This window comes from Enterobacter sp. Tr-810, from assembly GCF_011752765.1.
In the GTDB taxonomy this organism is placed as follows: Bacteria; Pseudomonadota; Gammaproteobacteria; order Enterobacterales; family Enterobacteriaceae; genus Enterobacter; species Enterobacter soli.
The window spans coordinates 25,051-45,296 of record NZ_VWWW01000004.1; the positions used below are offsets into that span (position 1 = coordinate 25,051).

Here is a 20,246-nt window from a genome sequence, read left to right on the forward strand (position 1 = left end):
CTTAGCCTCCGGGGTTTTCTATGTTAACGGCTATTCTGGCCGCCTTCGCGGGCGGCATTATTCTCAACTTTATGCCGTGCGTCTTTCCGGTGATTTCGCTGAAGGCGCTGGGGCTTTTGCGTCATCAGGGCAACAGCGCGAGCGCTCGCACGGAAGGACTGGGCTTTTTGCTTGGCGTTATATTTACCATGATGGCGCTGGCGGCCGTGCTGCTGGCACTGCGCGCCGGAGGAACGGCGGTGGGCTGGGGATTCCAGCTGCAATCGCCGCTGGTGATCGCTGCGTTGGCGCTGATTATTCTGGGCGCGGCGCTGAACCTGCTTGGGGTGTTTGAAGTTGGGTTGTCGCTTCAGCGGGCAGGGGAAATCAACGCCGAAGGGCGCGGTGCGTTTGTGCGTTCAGCCTTAACCGGCGCGCTGGCTATTGTGGTGGCTACTCCCTGCTCAGCGCCGTTTATGGCAGGGGCCGTGGGTTATGCGCTGGTTCAGCCGCCTGTCGTGGCGCTGGCGATATTCCTGGCGCTGGCACTTGGGTTTGCCGCGCCATTTACCGCGATTTCACTCTTTCCGGGGATGGCGAAGCGCTTACCGCGCCCGGGTGCCTGGATGGATATCCTCAAACGCGGTCTGGCGTTTCCCATGTTTGGCGCTTTTGCCTGGCTCGTCTGGGTACTGGCGCAGCAAGCGGGAACCACCGCGCTGGCGGCGATGCTGGCCTGCGCCGTGGTGGTGAGTTTTACCGCGTGGCTGTACGGGATCGCCCAGCGCAGGCGCTTTATCGGGCACAGCTATAAAGCGCTGCTGGCGGTGACAGTCGTGTTGTTTCTGGCCGCAATTACTCCGTTACCGGGCGTGATGCACACGCAACCTGCCCAGCCGGAAAGCCAGCTTGCGGGTAACATTACCGAGGTGAAATGGTCGCCGCAGACCGTGGCAGAAATGCGCGGCCACGGCAAAGCTATTTTCGTCAACTTCACCGCATCCTGGTGCATTACCTGCCAGGTAAACGATCGCACGTCGTTATCCACCCTGGCAGTGAAGCAGGCGATTTCCCGCACCGGAACCGTCTACATGGTCGCCGATTCAACTAAATTTAATGCTGATATCGACGATGCGATGAATGCCTTCGGGCAGGGCGGGCTGCCGCTGTATGTGGTCTACCCGGCGGATGGCAGTGCGCCGAAAGTGCTGCCGCAGGTGCTTACGCCGTCGATTGTGGTGAATGCCCTGAATCAGGCATCCGGTAAAAAAGCATGAGGTAACAATATCGTGGCGGACTATGGATAACGATCTCGCCCCGCGTGAGAGCTGGCCTGCACTAATGGCATCCGCTCAGGCGGGGGATCGCGAAGCCTATACGCAACTGCTGCGGGCCATCGTCCCGGCCATTCGGGTGCTGGTTCGTAAGCAGATTGCCGATAGCGTACTGGTTGACGATGTCATCCAGGATGTCCTGCTGACGGTGCATCGGGTTCGCCACACCTACGACCCGGCGTTTCCGTTTCTTCCCTGGCTGATGGCTATCGTGCAGGCGCGCGCCGTTGACGCGTTGCGTCGCCGTGGGCGTTATCAGCAGCGAGAAACGGAAGACGAAAGGGCGTATGACGGCGCCATGGTAGAAAACCCGGAACATCGGGAAAATGAAGAACAGCTGGCGCGGATATTAGACCAGCTTCCGTCGCGACAGCGGCAAATTGTTGAACATATCCATTTGCAGGAGATGAGCCTCGCGGAGGCTGCTGCACGCCATAACCTGAGCATCGCCGCCGTGAAATCATTACTCCACAGAGCATTAACCAATCTTCGCCGTATGGGAGCGAATCATGGGCAGTCATGAGGTGTTAATTGAACAGCTGAGCCGGGACGCAAAGCCTGTTTATCGTCCCTGGACAAACAGCAGGAGAGTCATCGCCTGGCTGCTGATGGCGTTGCCTTGCGGTGCCCTGAGTAGCCTGATGTTTCAGCGTGTCGCAACCGACTGGTCACAGCCGGGTGCGGTGTTAGCTGTGCTTCAGCTAATCCTGGCGTTTGTTACCGGCACGCTGGCTATTCGTAACGCGTTTTTGCTCAGCATCGCCGGGCGTAACCCATTGAGCTGGCGATGGTTTGTGCCGCTGGTGGTGCTCTGGCTGGGCAGCGTTGGGTTAAGTCTCGGCCAGACGCATGTGCAGGCCCATCATCCTGATGAGGTGAACTGTTATGTCTTTATGATGGTGGTGAGCGCGCCGATGGTGGTACTTGTGATCGGCTATTTGCGGCGAACCCGGGCGCTGTATCCGCTGCGCACACTTGCTGTGGCGGGAGCCGGTGTAGCCTGCATGGCGTTAATGTTGCTCTCGTTTTGCCATCCCGTTGAGGTGCATCCGCTGGATTTTCTGCTGCATGTGGCGGCGGTGGTGACGATTGTACTGGGGACGATGGGCGTGGGCTGGAAGTGGGTTGCGCTACGTTGAGGATAAAAAAACGGGGCCATCAGAGGCCCCGTTTTACGGTCACGATTAGAACATTTTGCGTAAACGCAGGCTGAAGGTGTGCGCCTGGTAACGGTCGCCCGCTTGCAGATCGTAGCGAGCATCCAGGTTCAGGCTATTTTCGCTGTACAGCGTGCTGCCGATAGCTACGCCAGCCATGTCTTCCACCGGGGCGGCACCTTTGGAGATAAAGCCAGTTTCACCCACAGCATCTGCGGCATAAGACGCATGGCTGCTGGCCTGACTTGTATCGTACTGGTGCAGCCAGGTGACCTGAACGAACGGCGTCAGGTTACCCATGCTGGTGGCGAAGGTTTTCTCAACGCGAGTCCCTATTTCGCTGACAACAGACTGTGTGTGGCTGCTGCTGACGTCAAGCGCCATACCGTTGCCGCCGGTTTCTTTGTAGCCATCAACGTGCTGGTAGCCGTAAGTCAGACTAGCAAGCGGTGTTAACACTACATTCGTTGGCAACGTGAACGGATAGCCGAACTCGGTCTGCAACGTGATGGACTGACCGTTAAATTTACCGTCGGCAGAGCCGGAGAAACCGGTAAATTCAGCGCGACGAACAGAACTGTAATTCTGACGGTTCAGACCCGCAGACAGGTTCAGATACCACGGCTGACCCGTATATCCGGCATAGCCGATGATCCCGTAGTTGTCGGCGGTAGAGGTGTTGCCGCTCAGGTTATCTTTACCGCGAACAGAGGTATTGCTGTAGTTCAGCGCTGCGCCCAGACGCCAGTCGTCGCCCAGCGAACGGTCAGCACCGAGGATCAAACCACCAAATTTCGCCGTGTAGCCGCTCACATCTGCGGTACTGTCCTGGCGAGCGTATCCACCAAATGGCTGACCCCAGACAATCCAGTTGCTTTCGTAGTCGTCACCGGTTGCAACACCGCTTGTTCCGGCGCTGCCCGGGTTACGCACGGCATCGATATGCGCCCCGACCACAGCTTGCGCCGTCGACGTAGCAACCGTTGCTGCGGAACTGGTGTTGAGGTTTTGTGCGGATGACAGGCTCTCACCAACACGGTTTGCTTCCCGCTTGCCCTCAATCGCCAGGGACGCGTTGTAGAGGTCAAGCAGTTGTGGGGAGGCAATCCCGGTGTAATTCGCCAGCCCACCCAGAGCGGCTTTCGCGCCAGGCATGGTCGCTAGCTCAGGTCGGGTTGGTTCCGGGGTAACGACCGGAGGCGTGACCACTGGTGGGGTAACCACAGGTGGTGTCACAACCGGAGGCGTGACCACTGGTGGGGTAACCACAGGTGGCGTTACAACCGGAGGCGTGACCACTGGTGGGGTAACCACAGGTGGCGTCACAACCGGAGGGGTGACCACAGGCGGTGTCACAACCGGCGGAGGTGTGACAACAGGTGGGGTTACAACCGGAGGGGTAACCACTGGCGGCGGGGTGACCACGGGTTCAGCACCTACGGTTAAGACCAGTGCTTTACTGGAACCGTCATCGACGACTGTTCCTGTCACTGCTCCGGTGTAGCCTACCGCTTTGTAATTCAGCTGATCTGCATTGAAATTGGTGCTCGCACCGCCAGCAGTAACAACCACATAACGTTGCCCTTCGGCGAAGTTATAGGTGTTGCCGGTGCGCAGCAGGTTCACGCTGGAGCCCGCATCGATTGTGGCGTTCCCGCTTACGTTCAAACGGCCATAGCCGAAATCGCTCTGCACATTGCCATCTGCTGCGACCAGGTCGGAAATCCCGGAGATCAGCGTTGCAGCGGCATTCTGGTGATAATCGCCAGTAATGTTGATGTTATTGTTAACCTGTAACGAGGCTGTGTCGTTGAGCACTCTGCCGGTTAAGACATTATCATTCAGCAGCAGTGAGCCTGAGCCAAACACGACGTCGGAACGGCTACTGCTGATATTACCGATACCCGCCAGCCCGGTTAAGGTTCCTGTCGTTCCCGTCCCGCCATTGATGACTAATGGCATCGAGCCGGAGGAGTAAATATCACCGGAAACGACCCCGCTGTTGGTCAGCGTGATGCTGGAGCTGGCGTTGGTATCGTTATAAATATAAAGCGCATAACCCGAGCCGGTTAACGTACCGTTGTTAACAATGCTCGTTTCAAGGTTCTGGCTGCTGTAGCTTGAGAGGTAAATGCCGGAGAAGCCACCGGAGATAGTCCCATTGTTAATAATGTTACTGACGACTTCGGTGCCTGAGGTGTTGGCATAAATCCCTGAACTGTTGGAACTGATCTGGCCATTGTTTTCAATGGTATCAATATACCCGTAGTTGGAAATACCGTAATTACTACCGCTTATTACATTGTCGTTAACGATGTTATGGATAGTACCCCAGTTAATGACGGCACCAGCATCGAAGAAACCCGTGACACCATTGCTGATGGTTCCTGAATTATACAATGTCCCAATAATGCCATTATTATTAATCGCACCATTCTGACCGGGCATTGGCATAAAACTAGCGTTGTTCGAGATAATAAGACCGTTGTTAGTAATATTATCGATAGTGCCCTGGTTATTAATGCCAAGATAACCACTAATGACGGCATCAGTGGTATTGGTCAGCTGATGAATATGACCCTGGTTGTCGACAGCGCCGGCATTTACCATGCCGAAATTATAACCATTTGGGTTGTTCTGTATGGTTCCATTATTGATGAAGGTATCTACAGAACCTGAAGCGCTGATTGAAACGATATCACCATAATTATAGAGATCGGTGCTGGTAATCAGACCGTTATTGGTGAACGTGTCAATTGAGCCATCAATTTGAACAATGCTACTGTTGGCGGGATCTGGGAGATTATCGTTAAGATCACTAATGGTGCCATCATTGGTCAGTGACGTGAGTGTCCCACCCTGACTTAAGGTAAATGCCGTTGTAGGGCTGCCTGTCAGCGATCCGGTGTTGGTGATATGTATCTCAGGAATAGTGCCTGCAAACTGCATGCTACTTTGTGCTGAGTCGATAGTAATAACACCAGGAACTGCAAAAGCAGGATTAATTAATAATCCTTGTGCTGCCGTAGAGGCAACCAGCAGAGAAATCAGCTGGCTGAGTTGTTTTTTTTCCATGATGAGCCGCCACAAAGTTGCGATATGTGTAGTTGCAGGTGCAATGTTATTCGGATTAATCCGATATTGTTGTGGCGAAGAATATACAATTTGTTGCAGAAAACAATAAGGTTTGTTTAATTATTTCATATTGAAATAAGACCCTGTTTTTAATGTTGGTATTAATTTAACTTAAGGTGATGGAGCGGTATGCAAATAAAGGGCAAGGTATTATTCGCTGGCATATTGATTAGCTTATCTTTTTTATTTGCAGGCTGTGTTTCTGTCGATTCCCGGACCGAAGCCGCCCGGATCGCCAGTGCCGCTGGTCTGAACAGTGAAAACATACCGACACGTTCCTTCGTGATAGCGACATGGGGCCGGTTCACACCGCCCGTGAAATCAATGCGTGTTTATATTGAAGGCGATGGATTTGCCTGGAAAAGCCGTACCCAGCCCTCTGATGATCCCACTCCTCATCTGCCTACCGGGTTGAAACTGGCCGCCGCCGATCCGGAGCAGAATGTGCTGTATCTTGCCAGGCCTTGCCAGTTTATCGGCCCCCCGCTGCCAGCAACTTGTCAGGTGAACTGGTGGACCAACGATCGTTTTTCGGCGGTAGTGATTGATGCCATGAATGAGGCGCTGGACGTATTTGTCAGCCGCTACCCAGGGGTGAAACTCGATATGGTGGGGTATTCCGGTGGCGGAAACATCGCGGCGTTGCTCGCTGCTCGCCGCCATGATGTTCAGTCATTACGTACCGTTGCAGGGAATCTCGACGTTGCATGGGTGAATACCTTGCATAATGTTACGCCGATGCCAAATGCCATCAGTGCAATCGATAGTGCTGTTGAATTGCGTACGTTGCCGCAAATTCATTACAGCGGTGATGCAGATAAAACGGTTCCTGTCGATGTTGCAAGGCGTTTCCAGCAGGCTGTCGGGGGAAATTGCGTGCGCGTGGAGGTTGTCAGTGGCATGACGCACAGTTCCGACTGGGCGGCAATTTGGCCGCAATTACTGAAGAATCCGTTTCCTGGGTGCTAATTAAATAGATGAAAAATACAAATATCCAGATGTTTTATTACCGTTGAATATTCACTTGGGCTAGCACGTTGGACAGTGGGAAATTACTGCAAGTAGCCTTGAGAGGTTTGAGGGATGGATCATTTTCCCCAAAAGCAAAAAACCAGCCCTAAGGCTGGTTTTTCTGAATAGTGGTGCCCGGACTCGGAATCGAACCAAGGACACGGGGATTTTCAATCCCCTGCTCTACCGACTGAGCTATCCGGGCAACGGGGCGCATTAAACCTGATCCACCTTCTGCCGTCAACGAAATTTGTTGTTTTCGTTACAGACTGCACACTCTCTCGCCAGTTTGTGGCCATCTCAGGCGAAAAAATGCGTCCAGAGCGCAGAAAGCGGCATTGCTATCAGCAGGGCAGGCAGCATATTCACTACCGCAAACATCTTAATCCCGCAAATGCGCAACCCGGTTGCCAGCAGCAGCAAACCGCCCACGGAGGTAAAATCTGCCATCATCGCCGGAGTGGTCAGTGGCAGGATTAGCGTCGCGCAGGTTGCCAGTGCCAGCTGGATCAGCAGCATCGGCGCACAAATCGCTGCTACGGCTATGCCGAGGGTGGTCGCAAAAATAGTGGCGGTAAAGAAATCCAGAAATGCTTTGGCAATCAATATGCTAGGGTCACCCGTCATCCCTTCCTGCATCGAGCCAAATATCCCCGTGCCGCTGGCGCAAAACAGAATAATTATCGCGACATAGTTTTGAATAAACGACTCATGATTGCCGTGCTTCGCTTTGCCCGGGCGCGTAATCAGGTTCTTCGCTTTACTTACCGCGTTGTTGATCCCTTTTTCCAGATAGCAAAACTCGCCAATCAACGCGCCGAGCAGGGTCGCGAGCACCATCACCGGCAGGTTGGCACATTTAATGACCAGCAGAATACCAATGCCTAACGATGCAAGGCCAAAAATGGAAGGCATTGAAGAGCGAATACGCTCCGGTAACCGCTGGCTTAATACGGCGCCGAGTACGCCGCCCAGTAATACGGCACCCGCATTAATAAAAGGACCGATAACCAAAGTAAGCTCCTGTTATTTAATCATTGATATTGCATTATTATTGCACGGACTCGCTAACAAAGGCTTAGCTTTAGATGATTAAGTGCATAATGATTCCTTCTTGCACCCTAAAATAAAAGGTGACATGATTGCGCGAATTTTCTCCTCTTCTGATACGGAGTCGCCAATGTTGACACTGCTTACCGCTGCGCGAATGCCTGTCCGTATCACGCCATTCTACTCTTGTCTCACCGTGCGGTGAGGGTAACGCTGGCTCACTGCAGGACAACAGTAAAACCAGACGCGTTCTGATTTTACTGATGTCTGGCGGTCGGAGCTGATTCCGATCAGACACATTCGTTGGGCAGGGTATTTACCCTGTCCGGGGCCTTTTCTCCCCTGAAACGGGTATTTGCGCTTATGAAATCAATGAAAATTGCCGTCAGCCGCGAGCTGGTGTCCACCGTGTCTACGCACCGCGAAAAGGTGACGCTGGACAATACCGATTTTACCGACGTGGCGGCAGTCGTCATTACGGTCGCTGAGAGTTGCAGCGGCATCCTTGCGTTACTGAAGCGTACCGGCTTCCAGTTACCGGTGTTTATGTTCTCGCAAGAGCCAACGGATGTTCCTGATGGCGTGACGGCAGTCATCGCCGGTAAAGCGCAGGAGTTTCTGGAGCTGGAAACGGCAGCCTGTCGTTATGAAGAGGATCTGCTGCCGCCGTTTTTTGACACCCTGAGTCAGTATGTAGCGATGGGGAACAGCACGTTTGCCTGCCCTGGGCATCAGCATGGTGCGTTTTTCAAAAAACACCCTGCGGGACGGCAGTTCTATGATTTCTTCGGCGAGAATGTGTTTCGCGCCGATATGTGCAATGCCGATGTAAAGCTCGGCGATCTGTTAATTCACGAAGGTTCTGCCAAGCACGCGCAAAAGTTCGCGGCAAAAGTCTTTAATGCGGATAAAACCTACTTCGTGCTCAACGGAACATCTGCCGCCAATAAGGTGGTGACCAACGCGCTGCTGACCCGTGGCGACCTGGTGCTCTTCGATCGCAATAACCATAAGTCCAACCACCACGGTGCGCTGATCCAGGCCGGTGCTACACCGGTGTATCTTGAAGCGGCGCGTAACCCGTTCGGCTTTATCGGCGGTATTGATGAGCACTGCTTTGACGACGGGTATCTGCGGGAGCTGATCCGCGAGGCGGCGCCGGAAAAGGCTGATGAGGCAAGGCCGTTCCGCCTGGCAATCATTCAGCTTGGTACTTACGATGGCACGATCTACAACGCCCGTCAGGTGATCGATAAGATCGGTCATCTGTGTGACTACATCCTGTTTGACTCCGCCTGGGTGGGTTACGAACAATTTATCCCGATGATGGCGGAAACATCCCCGCTATTGCTGGAACTCAACGAGAACGATCCGGGCATTTTCGTGACCCAGTCTGTGCACAAGCAGCAGGCCGGGTTCTCGCAAACGTCGCAGATCCATAAAAAAGATAACCATATTCGCGGCCAGGCACGTTTCTGCCCGCACAAGCGGCTTAACAACGCGTTTATGCTGCACGCCTCGACCAGCCCGTTTTATCCGTTGTTTGCCGCGCTTGATGTAAACGCCAAAATTCATGAAGGCGAAAGTGGCCGCAGGCTCTGGGCGGAGTGTGTGGAGCTGGGTATTGAAGCGCGTAAGGCGATCATTGCGAACTGCCATATGATCAAACCCTTTATCCCACCAGTGGTGGCAGGGCGTCCGTGGCAGGATCACCCGACATCGACCATCGCCAGCGAGCGTCGTTTCTTCAGTTTTGAGCCAGGCGCGAAATGGCATGGTTTTGAAGGCTATGCCCGCGAGCAATATTTTGTCGATCCCTGCAAACTGCTGCTGACCACTCCGGGTATTGACGCGGAAACCGGTCACTACACTGAGTTTGGCATCCCCGCGACCATCCTCGCGCACTACCTGCGTGAAAATGGCATCGTGCCGGAGAAGTGCGATCTGAACTCGATCCTGTTCCTGCTGACGCCTGCCGAAAGCAGCGAGAAGCTGGCGCAGCTGGTGGCGATGCTGGGGCAGTTTGAGCAGCATATTGAAGATGACACCCCGCTTGCGGACGTGCTGCCGACTATTTATCAGAAATACCCGGTGCGCTATCGCGACTACACATTGCGTCAGCTGTGCCAGGAGATGCACGATCTGTACGTCAGTTTTAACGTGAAAGATCTGCAAAAGGCGATGTTCCGCAAGGAGAGCCTGCCTGCGGTGGTGATGAACCCGCAGGATGCTAACCAGGAGTACATTCGCGGTAATGTCGAGCTGGTGCGCATTCGTGATGCCGAAGGGCGCATTGCGGCTGAAGGGGCGCTGCCGTACCCGCCAGGTGTGCTGTGCGTGGTACCTGGCGAAATCTGGGGTGGGGCGGTGCAGCGTTATTTCCTGGCGCTGGAAGAGGGCGTTAACCTGCTGCCGGGCTTCTCACCGGAGTTGCAGGGCGTTTACAGCGAAAAAGACGCCGACGGAATTAAGCGGTTGTACGGGTATGTGTTGAAGTAGACCCCTCACCCTAACCCTCTCCCCAAAGGGGAGAGGGGATTGCACGGAGCCGTCTTTTCACTCTCGCCCCTTTGGGGAGAGGGCCGGGGTGAGGGGAGTTAAGCCGCACTACGTTTGTACATCCTCCGCGGATGCCCAATTTTCCCGTACAACATTTCCACACTCAAAAATCCCGCCTCCACGCAGTGCTCCAGATAGCGCCGGGTTGTCGTTTTGCTCAATCCCGTCTCGGTCACGACTTCGTCAACCGAAAAAAAGTGGGCTGATTTTTGGTTAAACAGGGCCTGCACCAGCGCCAGCGTGTTCTCTTCAATGCCTTTACTGCCATTATCCTGGCGATAGTTTTTGGCCTGGAGCTGATACAGCGAATCAACGTTCTGCTGATCGACAATCTTCCAGACTCGCTGCTGTTCGGCGAACTGCACAAAGCGCTCAAGCGACTGGCTGAGCCTTTTCCAGGAGACAGGCTTTAGAATGTAATCAAACGCGCCGTTGCGAATGGCCTGGCTGCACGTGTCCATGTCGCTTGCCGCAGTGATGAAAATCACCGAGCAGTTGGCGCGCGTCAGCATCGGGTTGCTGATAAGCGTGATCCCTTTGCCATCGGGCAGATAGTTATCCAGCAGCATCAGCTGCGGTTGTTTGCTTTCGAGCTGCATTTGCGCGTCAGCCAGGGATGATGCAATACCCACCAGACGCAGGCGCGGGTGTTTGCTGATTAGCTCGGCGTGGAGTTGTGCCAGCGCGCTCTCGTCTTCAACAATCAGTACGTCGATAAGTTCATGTTGCATAATCGGTATCTTCCAGTTCCTGTACGGAACGCCGGGCGGCTCCCGTGGCGGGAATAAACAATGAGAAAATTGCGCCACGCGGCATGTTATCGGCAACTTCTATCGAGCCGCCAGCCTGCGTGACATAGCTTTCGATCAGGTACAGGCCAATACCATGATCGCCGCGTGTTTTGGTGGTGATGCCGCGCTCAAAAATCCGCTCGCGGATCTCCGGTGTGATGCCCACACCCTGATCGGCAACTTCAATGATCAGTTCCTGTTCGTTCAGTTTGATCAACACCTCCACCGGTGCGTGTGGCAGCGCAGAACGTTGCGTCGCTTCGATGGCGTTATCCAGCAAATTACCAATGATTGAGATCAGCTCGGCTTCGTGCAGGGGCTGGAACACGGTATCCATCCTACAGGCCGGATCGAAATTCAGCTCGACCCCTTTTTCACGCGCGCGGGCCGTTTTACCCAGCAGCAGGCCGCACAGCGTGGGTGAGCTAAAGCGGGATGAAATAAAGTCCAGCAGCTCCTGAGCGTGTTCCGATTGCGCCTGAATGTAGCCAATGGCTTCTTCATAACGGCCCATATGCAGCAGGCCTGAGAGCGTGGTCATGCGGTTAAGCTGCTCATGGCGCATAATGCGCAGGTTATCGACATAGCGTTTTACCTGGCTGAGCTGGGCGCTCAGGGTGTCTATCTCATTGCGATCGCGGAAGGTGATCACCCATCCCTGAAGGGAATTTTCCAGCATGATGCGGACCCGGCTGGCGATTACGGTGAGATCGTTAAAGCGGCAGATCTCATCGTGGGTGTCTTTCGCCAGCATGGTTTGCGGGGCGAAGAAGGGGACAGGATCGATAACCTGGCTAATCAGCTGGCCGCGCAGTTCACGAGCGGGCTGGCTTAACCCCAGCAGCTTTCTGGCCGCCTGGTTGATCACTTCAATGCGCAGGTCATCATCAATGGCGATCACCCCTTCATAAATGGACTCCATCATCGCTTTTTGCTGGCGCACCAGCAGGCCGATTTCGCGTGGTTCGAGAGAGAAGATCTGCTTCTTTATACTGCGGGTGAAGAACCACGAGAAGATAAACAGGGCGATAAGCAGCAGTACTGCGGCAATCAGAATATTGACGACCTTATTCACGGTAATGGTGTCGAGATAGCTGGTGAGATACCCCACCGAAACAATCCCCACTACCTGGCCGGCATCGTTAAAGATGGGCGCTTTGCTGCGCAGAGAAATGCCCAGCCCGCCTTTGCGAATGGTGGTGGTGCTTTTCCCCTGCAGCACTTCTTCGTTATCGCCGCCGACAAGCGTTGTACCTACCCGGTCAGCAAACACGGAATGGAACAGATGCTGCCCTTTGTTATCGCCAATCACAATAAAACTGGCATCACTGTGGGCGGCTATTTTTTGCATAAAGTCATGGATTGACTTGATATCTTTTTGTTCGACTTCATTACGTAAAGTCGGAATAAGCGCAATTTCTTCTGCTTGTATTTTAGCGCGCGCACTCATTTCCTGATAAAGCTGCCTGCCAACATCGACATAATAATATCCCCCCAGTAAAGTAAATAGCACTGAGAAAAAGGCTACCAGCGAAATAAACAGCTTAATCTGAAACGATACTTTCATAACTATCACGCAGGGTATCAATGAGAAGCGCCAATATATCATCTTTTCTCGCGCCAGCCCCCGGTTTGCCGAAAACTTGTGATCCCTTGCACAGCACGGCCTGTAAAAGATTTATCTGAAAGGTTTCTCGCCCTGAAACGAAATTCATAAATGTTATTTGTTTGTTCAATTTAGAAAAAAAAACCATAAAAACCACGGCAATTAATAAGGCATAAATCACACTAAATAAAAGAAACCATTAAAACCATAGCTGCCATTAAAACTTCGGTTTTAATATGCCATTCCTCACATAAAGTAAGCCTTTGTGACTTTAAGCTGAACGCACAAAATAACCAAGGGGCTTATTATGAGCACAACTGACGATTCTTTCTCTGTTACCCACGACCCGATTGATATTCAGCGGCCATCGCTCAAGGAGCGCTGGTGGCATATTATGGATACCTGGAAAGTCGGGATTATTCCTCTGCCGCTGTTTATCCTGGCGGGCGCGCTGATAGCCATTGACTGTCTGGGTGGAAAACTGCCAAGCGACATCGTGGTGATGGTGGCGACACTGGCGTTCTTCGGCTTTGCCTGCGGTGAATTTGGCAAACGCCTGCCGATTATCGGCAAGCTGGGCGCGGCGGCGATTTGCGCCACCTTTATCCCGTCTGCGCTGGTCTATTATGGTCTGCTGCCGGACGTGGTGGTCGAATCCACAACCAAGTTCTACAAATCTACCAACATTCTCTATCTCTACATCTGCTGCATTATCGTCGGCAGCATCATGAGTATGAACCGTACTGTGCTCATCCAGGGCTTCCTGCGCATCTTCTTCCCGATGCTGTGCGGTGAAATCGTCGGCATGATTGTTGGGATGGGTGTTGGCCTGGCGCTGGGTCTTGAACCCTTCCAGATCTTCTTCTTCATCATTCTGCCAATCATGGCGGGCGGCGTAGGCGAAGGGGCTATTCCACTCTCGATTGGTTATGCCACCTTGCTGCATATGGACCAGGGCGTTGCGCTTGGCCGCGTGCTGCCGATGGTGATGCTCGGTGGTCTGACGGCAATCATTATCTCTGGCTGCCTGAACCAGCTCGGTAAACGCTACCCGCATCTGACCGGTGAAGGCCAGCTGATGCCAAACCGCGCCAATGCCGATACAACCGTGACTCAGCCTGCATTCTCTGGCAAAGCCGATGTCACCACGATTGCGTCTGGCGCACTGCTGGCGGTACTGCTGTACATGCTCGGAATGCTCGGCCACAAGCTGATTGGCCTGCCTGCACCGGTTGGCATGTTGTTTATGGCGGTGCTGGTGAAGCTCTGCAACGGCGCGTCCCCGCGTCTGCTTGAAGGCTCTCAGGTGGTGTACAAATTCTTCCAGACCTCTGTGACCTACCCGATCCTCTTTGCTGTCGGTGTGGCTATCACCCCGTGGCACGAACTGGTGGCTGCGTTCACCATCAGCAACCTGCTGGTGATTGTGAGCACCGTCTCTGCGCTGGTCGCAACCGGCTTCTTCGTCGGTAAAAAGATTGGGATGCACCCGATTGATGTCGCCATCGTCTCTTGCTGCCAGAGCGGCCAGGGCGGTACCGGTGACGTGGCGATCCTGACCGCAGGCAACCGCATGAGCCTGATGCCATTCGCTCAGATTGCTACCCGTATTGGCGGTGCGATTAACGTCTCCGTCTCACTGCTGATTCTGGGCAACTTCCTCGTTTAAGTTTTCAGGAAAGAACAATGAAACTCGCAAGCTTTTTATACCAGGGTAAACGCAGCTACGGCATCGTGCAGGCCGAAGGTGTGATTGATTTAGGTCGCCGTCTGGGTGACCGCTACAGCGACCTTAAAGCGTTGTTGCAGGGGAATGGGCTGGCACAGGCCACCCGTTATCTCAACGATGCTGTGGATGTGCCGATGAGCGCCATCACCTTTTTACCGGTGATTGAGCAGCCGGAAAAAATCCTCTGTGTGGGCATGAATTATGCCGACAAGCGCAAGGAGTTCGACCAGCACAACCCGGCGCCAACGCTGTTTGTCCGCTTCCCGGATTCCCAGACCGGCCACAACGAGCCGGTGCTGAAACCACGCCACTCCAGCGAGTTCGATTATGAAGGCGAGCTGGCGGTGATCATCGGTAAAGGTGGAGAAAACATCAGCCGCGACGATGCCCTGCGCCACGTGGCCGGTTACAGCTGCTACATGGACGGTTCAGCCCGCGACTGGCAGCACACCTGGTTTACCGCCGGGAAGAACTGGCGTCAGACCGGGGCGTTCGGTCCGTGGATGGCCACGGCGGATGAAATCCCGGACCCGCACCAGTTAGCGATCCGCACCTGGCTGAATGGCCGCATGGTGCAGGAAGACAACACCAGCAGCATGATCCACAAGGTCGCGGAACTGATCGAGTACATCAGCACCTTCACCCGACTGAGCCCGGGCGATGTGATCATCACCGGTTCCCCGGGTGGCGTAGGTAAAAAGCGCAACCCACCGCTGTTTATGAAAGAGGGGGATCGCATTGAGGTGGAGATCGAACATATCGGCCATCTGAGTAACGTGATCATGGAAGCGCCAGCAACCACGCTTGCGGCAGCACATTAAGTAAGGCGGCAGTATGCAATCGCAACCCACTATCGATTTTCGTCTGACAGACGTGGCGAAACACCCGGAACGCTTAAGTCAGATCCGTTATTTACTGGCAGACAGCGGTCTTGGCCTGGACAACGACATTACGCTGTTCGTTGAGGCCTGGGCCGGAATGCAGCTGGTGGGTTGCGCAGGCCTTGCCGGTAACGTCATCAAATGTGTGGCGGTAAACGAGCAGCTTCGTGGCGAGAACCTAAGCGCGCGGCTACTGGCAGAAGTGGAGAACGCGGCGCTGGCACGTGGTCACTTTCATCTCTTTCTGTGCACACGTCCGTGCAATAAAGAACGCTTTTCCCGCAGTGGCTTCTGGCCCATTGCCCAGAGCGGTAACAACGCCGTGTTAATGGAGAACACGCCGCAGGGCATTGAACGTTACTGCCGTGCGCTTAGCGCTAAGCGCAAGTGTGGCGAGAAGGTGGGGGCGATTGTGATGAACGCTAACCCGTTCACTCTCGGCCACCGTCATCTGGTGGAGCAGGCCGCGCAGCAGTGCGATGTATTGCATCTGATTGTGGTGCGTGAAGACGCGTCTTTCTTCCCGTTCAGCGCACGTCTGGAGATGGTGCGTGCAGGTGTGGCGCATCTGACAAACGTGATTGTGCATGAAGGCTCGCAGTACATCATCTCTCGCGCGACTTTCCCGGCCTATTTCCTGAAAGATACCGGCAAAGTGCAGCAGGCGTGGAGTGAAATCGATGTGTTGATCTTCCGGGATCACATTGCACCTGCCCTGGGGATCACCCACCGGTTTATCGGTTCAGAGCCGTTTTGCGATATCACCCGTCAGTACAACCAGACGCTACACGCGCTGCTTTCTTCCCGCATCGAGGTGGTGGAAATGCCGCGCATAAAAGCTACCGGCAACGCCATTTCCGCCTCAGAAGTACGCCGTTTACTCAAGACACAGCAGTTTACCCGGATCCGGGAGATTGTCCCGGAATCCACTTTCGCGCATCTCGAAGCGCACTACAGTGCGCGCGCGGAAGTCGCATAACTCTCAGGAATTTATCATGAAAATTGTAAGGGAGGCGCTGGCCGGAACGCAGGAGTCCAGCGACCTGATGGTGAAAATCGCTCCCGCTCACGGTGAGCTGGAGATTGTCATTCACAGTGAAGTGATCAAGCAGTTTGGCGAACAGATCCGCCAGGTCGTTGATGAGACATTACGCGCGATGAACGTACAGCAGGGATTGATCATTGTTGAAGATAAAGGGGCGCTGGATTGTGTGATCCGCGCCCGTCTGCAAAGCGCGATTATGCGCGCCGCAGAAGAACAGACCATCAACTGGGGGGCGCTGAAATGAGCAAACTCCGTCGCAGTATGCTGTTCCTGCCGGGGGCGAATGCCGCCATGCTCTCAACGGCGTTTATCTACCGTCCTGACTCCATCATGTTCGACCTTGAAGATGCGGTGGCGCTACGCGAGAAAGACACCGCGCGCCTGCTGGTCTTCCACGCGCTACAACACCCGATGTATCAGGATATCGAAACCGTGGTGCGTATTAACCCACTGAGCACGCCGTTTGGCTTGCTGGATCTGGAAGCCGCCGTGCATGCCGGTGTGGACGTGATCCGTCTGCCGAAAACCGATACGCCTGACGATATTGCTGAACTGGAAGGCCACCTGGAGCGCATCGAGCGCGAATGCGGGCGTGAAGTGGGATCAACCCGTGTGATGGCGGCCATTGAATCGGCTATTGGCGTCATTAACGCCGTGGCTATTGCCCGCAGCTCCCCGCGTTTAATCGGTATCGCGCTGGCGGCCTTTGACTACGTGATGGACATGCAAACCGAGCGCGGCGACGGCACCGAGCTGTTCTACGCCCGTTGTGCCGTGCTGCACGCGGCGCGTGCCGCCGGTATCGACGCCTTTGACGTGGTGTGGTCAGACGTAAACGACGAAGCCGGGTTCCTGCGTGAAGTGGAACTGATCCGCAAGATGGGTTTCAACGGCAAATCGCTGATTAACCCGCGCCAGATTGACCTGCTGCACAACGCCTATGCGCCAACCCAGCAGGAAGTGGATCACGCCAGACGGGTGATCGAAGCAGCAGAAGAGGGCGAACGTAACGGCCTTGGCGTGGTATCGCTCAACGGCAAAATGGTCGATGCCCCGATTATTAACCACGCGCAGATGGTGCTGGAACGCGCGGCGGCCTCCGGCGTGCGTCGTTAAGGATTACAAAATGAATCAGACAGAACTTCTCCATGTGAATTTTCCCCATCTGCGGGCGTTAGCCCCTTTCGATACCGCCCACAGCGCGACGCCGTGGCTGAACAGCCCGGAAGAGAAGCATACCCGTAAGCTGTGCGCATCCGTTGAAGAGGCGGTGTTACGCAGCGGCTTGCAGGACGGCATGACCATTTCGTTTCACCATGCGTTTCGCGAAGGCGATCGGGTGATCAACACCGTGGTGGCCCTGCTGGCGAAGATGGGCTTCAAAAACCTGACCCTGGCCTCCAGCTCGCTGATGACCTGTAATGATGCGCTGATTGAACATATCCAAAGCGGCGTGATCAGCCGTATTTACACCTCCGGGATGCGCGGCAAGCTGGCAGATGCCATCTCTCACGGGCTGATGGACGAGCCGGTGCAAATCCACTCCCACGGCGGGCGCGTCAAATTATTGCAGGACGGGGAGCTGAATATCGACGTTGCGTTCCTCGGCGTCCCGTGCAGCGATGAATTTGGTAACGCCAACGGCACGCACGGGAAATCGAGCTGCGGTTCGCTGGGTTACGCCATGGTGGACGCCCACTTTGCCCGCAAGGTGGTGCTGTTGGCCGAAGAGCTGGTGCCATTCCCTAATATGCCCGCCAGCCTGGTGCAGGATCAGGTGGACTACATCGTGCAGGTCGAGAGCGTGGGTGACCCGGCCAAAATCAGCGTTGGCGCTGCGCGCGTGACCAGCAATCCACGCGAGCTGATGATTGCCCGTTACGCGGCGGATGTGATTGAACACTCCGGCTATTTCAAACCAGGTTTCTCCATGCAGACCGGTTCCGGCGCGGCGGCCACTGCCTGCACGCGCTTTATGGAAGAAAAGATGGAGCGTAGCGGCGTGAAAGCACGCTTTGCGCTCGGCGGCATCACCGGCAGCCTGGTGGATCTGCACGAAAAAGGGCTTATCGAAAAGCTGCTTGATACCCAGTGTTTTGACGGGCAGGCGGCGGCATCGCTGGCGCGCAACCCGAATCACGTTGAGATTTCCACCAATGTTTACGCCAACCCTGGCAGCAAAGCCGCATGTTGCGACCAGCTTGACGTTGTCATCCTTAGTGCTCTGGAAATTGACGTCGATTTTAACGTGAACGTGATCACCGGCTCTGACGGGGTAATGCGCGGAGCATCTGGCGGACACTGCGATGTTGCCGCGGCGGCGAACCTGACGATTGTGGTAGCACCGCTGTTACGTAGCCGCATTCCGACGGTGGTGAAGCGCGTGACCACTCGTCTGACGCCGGGGGAGAGCATCGATGTGTTAGTCACTGACCACGGTATTGCGGTCAACCCGGCGCGCCCGGAGATCCGCGAGCGCCTGCTTGAGGCCGGGCTGAAAATCGTCGATATCAATGCGCTGTACGAGCGGGCTATTTCGCTCACGGGCGTGCCAAAAGCGATTGAATTTACCGACAAAATTGTGGGTGTGATCCGCTACCGAGACGGCAGTGTGATCGACACCGTCAGACAGGTGAAGGAGTCATCATGACAACAGCGACACCCGTGCAGGCGGGTGTCAGCCTGGAAGCGTTGCTGGCGGCGAAAGAGCACCGCGCAGCACGCCAGGCTGACTGGCTTGCGCATTATCAACAACCGGTGATTTCTCTTACCCTGGTCACACCGGGTGAAATCAAAGACAGCCTGCGTTATCGCAATACGATGGGCGTGGCGTTACAGATGTGCGATCAACTGCTGTGGGAGAACCGCTGGCAGGTGCTCGACCGTCAGGTTTTGTGGCTGCCGACAGGGCCAGAGGCACTGTGGTGTGTAGCCCATCAGGCGGCGGAAATGAAAGCCCACTGTGCAGAGCTGGAACAGACGCATCCGCTCGGCAGGCTCTGGGATCTGGATGTGATTTGCCCCCAAAACGGCCATGTTGGCCGGGTATCGTTAGGTGCGAACCTGCGTCGCTGCCTGATTTGTGACGAGCCCGCCCACGCCTGTTCCCGTTCGCGAAATCATCCTGTTGAACAGGTGACGGCTCGCGTGGAGAAGATGATTGATGACTGGTTTGCTCGCGACTAAACCGCGCCTGTGGGATGTGCCCGGGCTGGCGGAAGAGGCGCTCTGGCAGGAGCTGGAGCTGACGCCCAAACCGGGGCTGGTGGATAAGCTCAATAACGGTTCCCATCGTGATATGGACCACGCCCTGTTTGCCCGCAGCATTGCGGCCATTACGCCGTGGTTTACGCGCTTTGCCGCGCTGGGCGATGCCCATGCAGATAAACCTGTGGCAGAACAGCTGCGCCTTATCCGCCCGATGGGCATGGCCTGCGAACAGGCGATGTATACCGCAACGGGTGGAGTGAACACCCACAAAGGCGGGATTTTTGCCCTCGGCCTGCTCTGTTTTGCTTCCGGACGGGTGAAAAATGTGAGCGCACAGAGCCTGTGCTGTGAGGTGAGTAACATCTGTTGTGGGCTGGTGGCGCGCGAGCTGACAGAGCGCAGTGGGCAGGCGACGGCGGGCGAGCGGCAGTTTAAGCTGTATGGCTTAACCGGCGCGCGCGGTGAGGCCGAAAGCGGTTTTTCAACGGTACGCGACGCACTGGCGAAGTGGCGCGGGCGTTCGCTTCATGAGTTGCTGCTAGGCCTGATGGCGATAAATCAGGACAGTAACCTGGTATCGCGCGGCGGTATCGACGGGCTGCGCTACGTGCAGGGCTACGCGCGGGAATTAATCACCAACGGCTGGGATCGTGACGCGCTGCTTAAAATGGATAACGCGTTGATTGAACGGAACCTGAGCCCGGGAGGCAGTGCGGATTTGCTGTCTGTGGGGTGGGTGCTTTCTGCAATAAAATAGCC

General features: G+C 55.0%; 17 protein-coding genes and 1 tRNA gene. 13 read left to right on the top strand and 5 right to left on the bottom strand.

Translation table 11 applies throughout. The annotated features are described in order from the left end of the window. The first annotated feature begins 20 nt into the window (after window positions 1-20). The 3 genes from F3J30_RS12910 to F3J30_RS12920 are packed head-to-tail and all read left to right on the top strand — an operon-like array spanning window position 21 to window position 2,452. Window positions 21-1,256: a thioredoxin family protein gene (locus F3J30_RS12910; RefSeq protein WP_166717502.1), complete on the top strand. Its 1,236-nt coding sequence runs from the start codon at window positions 21-23 to the stop codon at window positions 1,254-1,256. A gap of 22 nt (window positions 1,257-1,278) precedes the next feature. Then, entirely contained in the window at window positions 1,279-1,836 is a 558-nt protein-coding gene (locus F3J30_RS12915; RefSeq protein ID WP_166717503.1) for a sigma-70 family RNA polymerase sigma factor, read from the top strand. Beyond that, a complete protein-coding gene (locus F3J30_RS12920) occupies window positions 1,823-2,452 on the top strand; it encodes an NrsF family protein (protein ID WP_166717504.1) in 630 nt (209 codons plus the stop codon). Before F3J30_RS12915 ends, F3J30_RS12920 begins: the two co-directional genes overlap by 14 nt. A gap of 45 nt (window positions 2,453-2,497) precedes the next feature. Here the strand turns inward: F3J30_RS12920 and F3J30_RS12925 are convergent, their stop codons facing one another. Next, window positions 2,498-5,545: an autotransporter domain-containing protein gene (locus F3J30_RS12925; protein ID WP_247650584.1), complete on the bottom strand. Its 3,048-nt coding sequence runs from the start codon at window positions 5,543-5,545 to the stop codon at window positions 2,498-2,500. A gap of 384 nt (window positions 5,546-5,929) precedes the next feature. Between F3J30_RS12925 and F3J30_RS12930 the strand changes: the two genes are divergently transcribed. After that, entirely contained in the window at window positions 5,930-6,574 is a 645-nt protein-coding gene (locus F3J30_RS12930) for an alpha/beta hydrolase (RefSeq protein WP_348771118.1), read from the top strand. Between the two features lie 171 nt (window positions 6,575-6,745). On the opposite strand, the gene F3J30_RS12935 is transcribed toward F3J30_RS12930, so the two are convergent. Then, window positions 6,746-6,821 (bottom strand) — tRNA-Phe (locus F3J30_RS12935). A gap of 95 nt (window positions 6,822-6,916) precedes the next feature. Continuing rightward, window positions 6,917-7,630, bottom strand: a complete 714-nt coding sequence (locus F3J30_RS12940) for a DUF554 domain-containing protein (RefSeq protein WP_166717506.1) — start codon at window positions 7,628-7,630, stop codon at window positions 6,917-6,919. 399 nt (window positions 7,631-8,029) lie between these two features. Here F3J30_RS12940 and F3J30_RS12945 point away from each other — a divergent pair, with 399 nt between their 5' ends. Continuing rightward, window positions 8,030-10,165: an ornithine decarboxylase gene (locus F3J30_RS12945; RefSeq protein ID WP_166717507.1), complete on the top strand. Its 2,136-nt coding sequence runs from the start codon at window positions 8,030-8,032 to the stop codon at window positions 10,163-10,165. Window positions 10,166-10,263: 98 nt separating this feature from the next. On the opposite strand, the gene F3J30_RS12950 is transcribed toward F3J30_RS12945, so the two are convergent. Beyond that, window positions 10,264-10,956 (bottom strand): response regulator, encoded by a 693-nt coding sequence (locus F3J30_RS12950; protein WP_166717508.1) that lies wholly within the window; start codon window positions 10,954-10,956, stop codon window positions 10,264-10,266. Beyond that, a complete protein-coding gene (locus F3J30_RS12955) occupies window positions 10,946-12,583 on the bottom strand; it encodes a sensor histidine kinase (RefSeq protein ID WP_166717509.1) in 1,638 nt (545 codons plus the stop codon). Before F3J30_RS12955 ends, F3J30_RS12950 begins: the two co-directional genes overlap by 11 nt. Before the next feature lie 346 nt (window positions 12,584-12,929). Between F3J30_RS12955 and F3J30_RS12960 the strand changes: the two genes are divergently transcribed. The 8 genes from F3J30_RS12960 to citG are packed head-to-tail and all read left to right on the top strand — an operon-like array spanning window position 12,930 to window position 20,244. After that, window positions 12,930-14,291: a 2-hydroxycarboxylate transporter family protein gene (locus F3J30_RS12960; protein WP_166717510.1), complete on the top strand. Its 1,362-nt coding sequence runs from the start codon at window positions 12,930-12,932 to the stop codon at window positions 14,289-14,291. A gap of 17 nt (window positions 14,292-14,308) precedes the next feature. Then, entirely contained in the window at window positions 14,309-15,172 is an 864-nt protein-coding gene (locus F3J30_RS12965) for a fumarylacetoacetate hydrolase family protein (protein ID WP_014071717.1), read from the top strand. 13 nt (window positions 15,173-15,185) lie between these two features. Then, a complete protein-coding gene (gene citC / locus F3J30_RS12970) occupies window positions 15,186-16,211 on the top strand; it encodes a [citrate (pro-3S)-lyase] ligase (RefSeq protein ID WP_166717511.1) in 1,026 nt (341 codons plus the stop codon). A 16-nt stretch (window positions 16,212-16,227) separates the two neighbouring features. Further along, on the top strand, window positions 16,228-16,521 hold the full coding sequence (gene citD / locus F3J30_RS12975; RefSeq protein WP_014071715.1) for a citrate lyase acyl carrier protein: 294 nt from the start codon (window positions 16,228-16,230) through the stop codon (window positions 16,519-16,521). Next, window positions 16,518-17,393, top strand: a complete 876-nt coding sequence (gene citE / locus F3J30_RS12980) for a citrate (pro-3S)-lyase subunit beta (RefSeq protein WP_014071714.1) — start codon at window positions 16,518-16,520, stop codon at window positions 17,391-17,393. Before citD ends, citE begins: the two co-directional genes overlap by 4 nt. Window positions 17,394-17,403: 10 nt before the next feature. Further along, the gene (gene citF / locus F3J30_RS12985; RefSeq protein ID WP_166717512.1) at window positions 17,404-18,927 is read left to right on the top strand and encodes a citrate lyase subunit alpha; all 1,524 of its coding nucleotides are present in this window, start codon (window positions 17,404-17,406) and stop codon (window positions 18,925-18,927) included. Continuing rightward, window positions 18,924-19,463, top strand: a complete 540-nt coding sequence (citX, locus tag F3J30_RS12990) for a citrate lyase holo-[acyl-carrier protein] synthase (protein WP_166717513.1) — start codon at window positions 18,924-18,926, stop codon at window positions 19,461-19,463. The genes citF and citX overlap by 4 nt, the downstream gene beginning before the upstream one ends. Continuing rightward, window positions 19,441-20,244 carry a triphosphoribosyl-dephospho-CoA synthase CitG gene (gene citG / locus F3J30_RS12995; protein WP_166717514.1) on the top strand — a complete coding sequence of 268 codons (804 nt, stop codon included), beginning with the start codon at window positions 19,441-19,443 and terminating at the stop codon, window positions 20,242-20,244. Before citX ends, citG begins: the two co-directional genes overlap by 23 nt. Window positions 20,245-20,246: the final 2 nt, after the last annotated feature.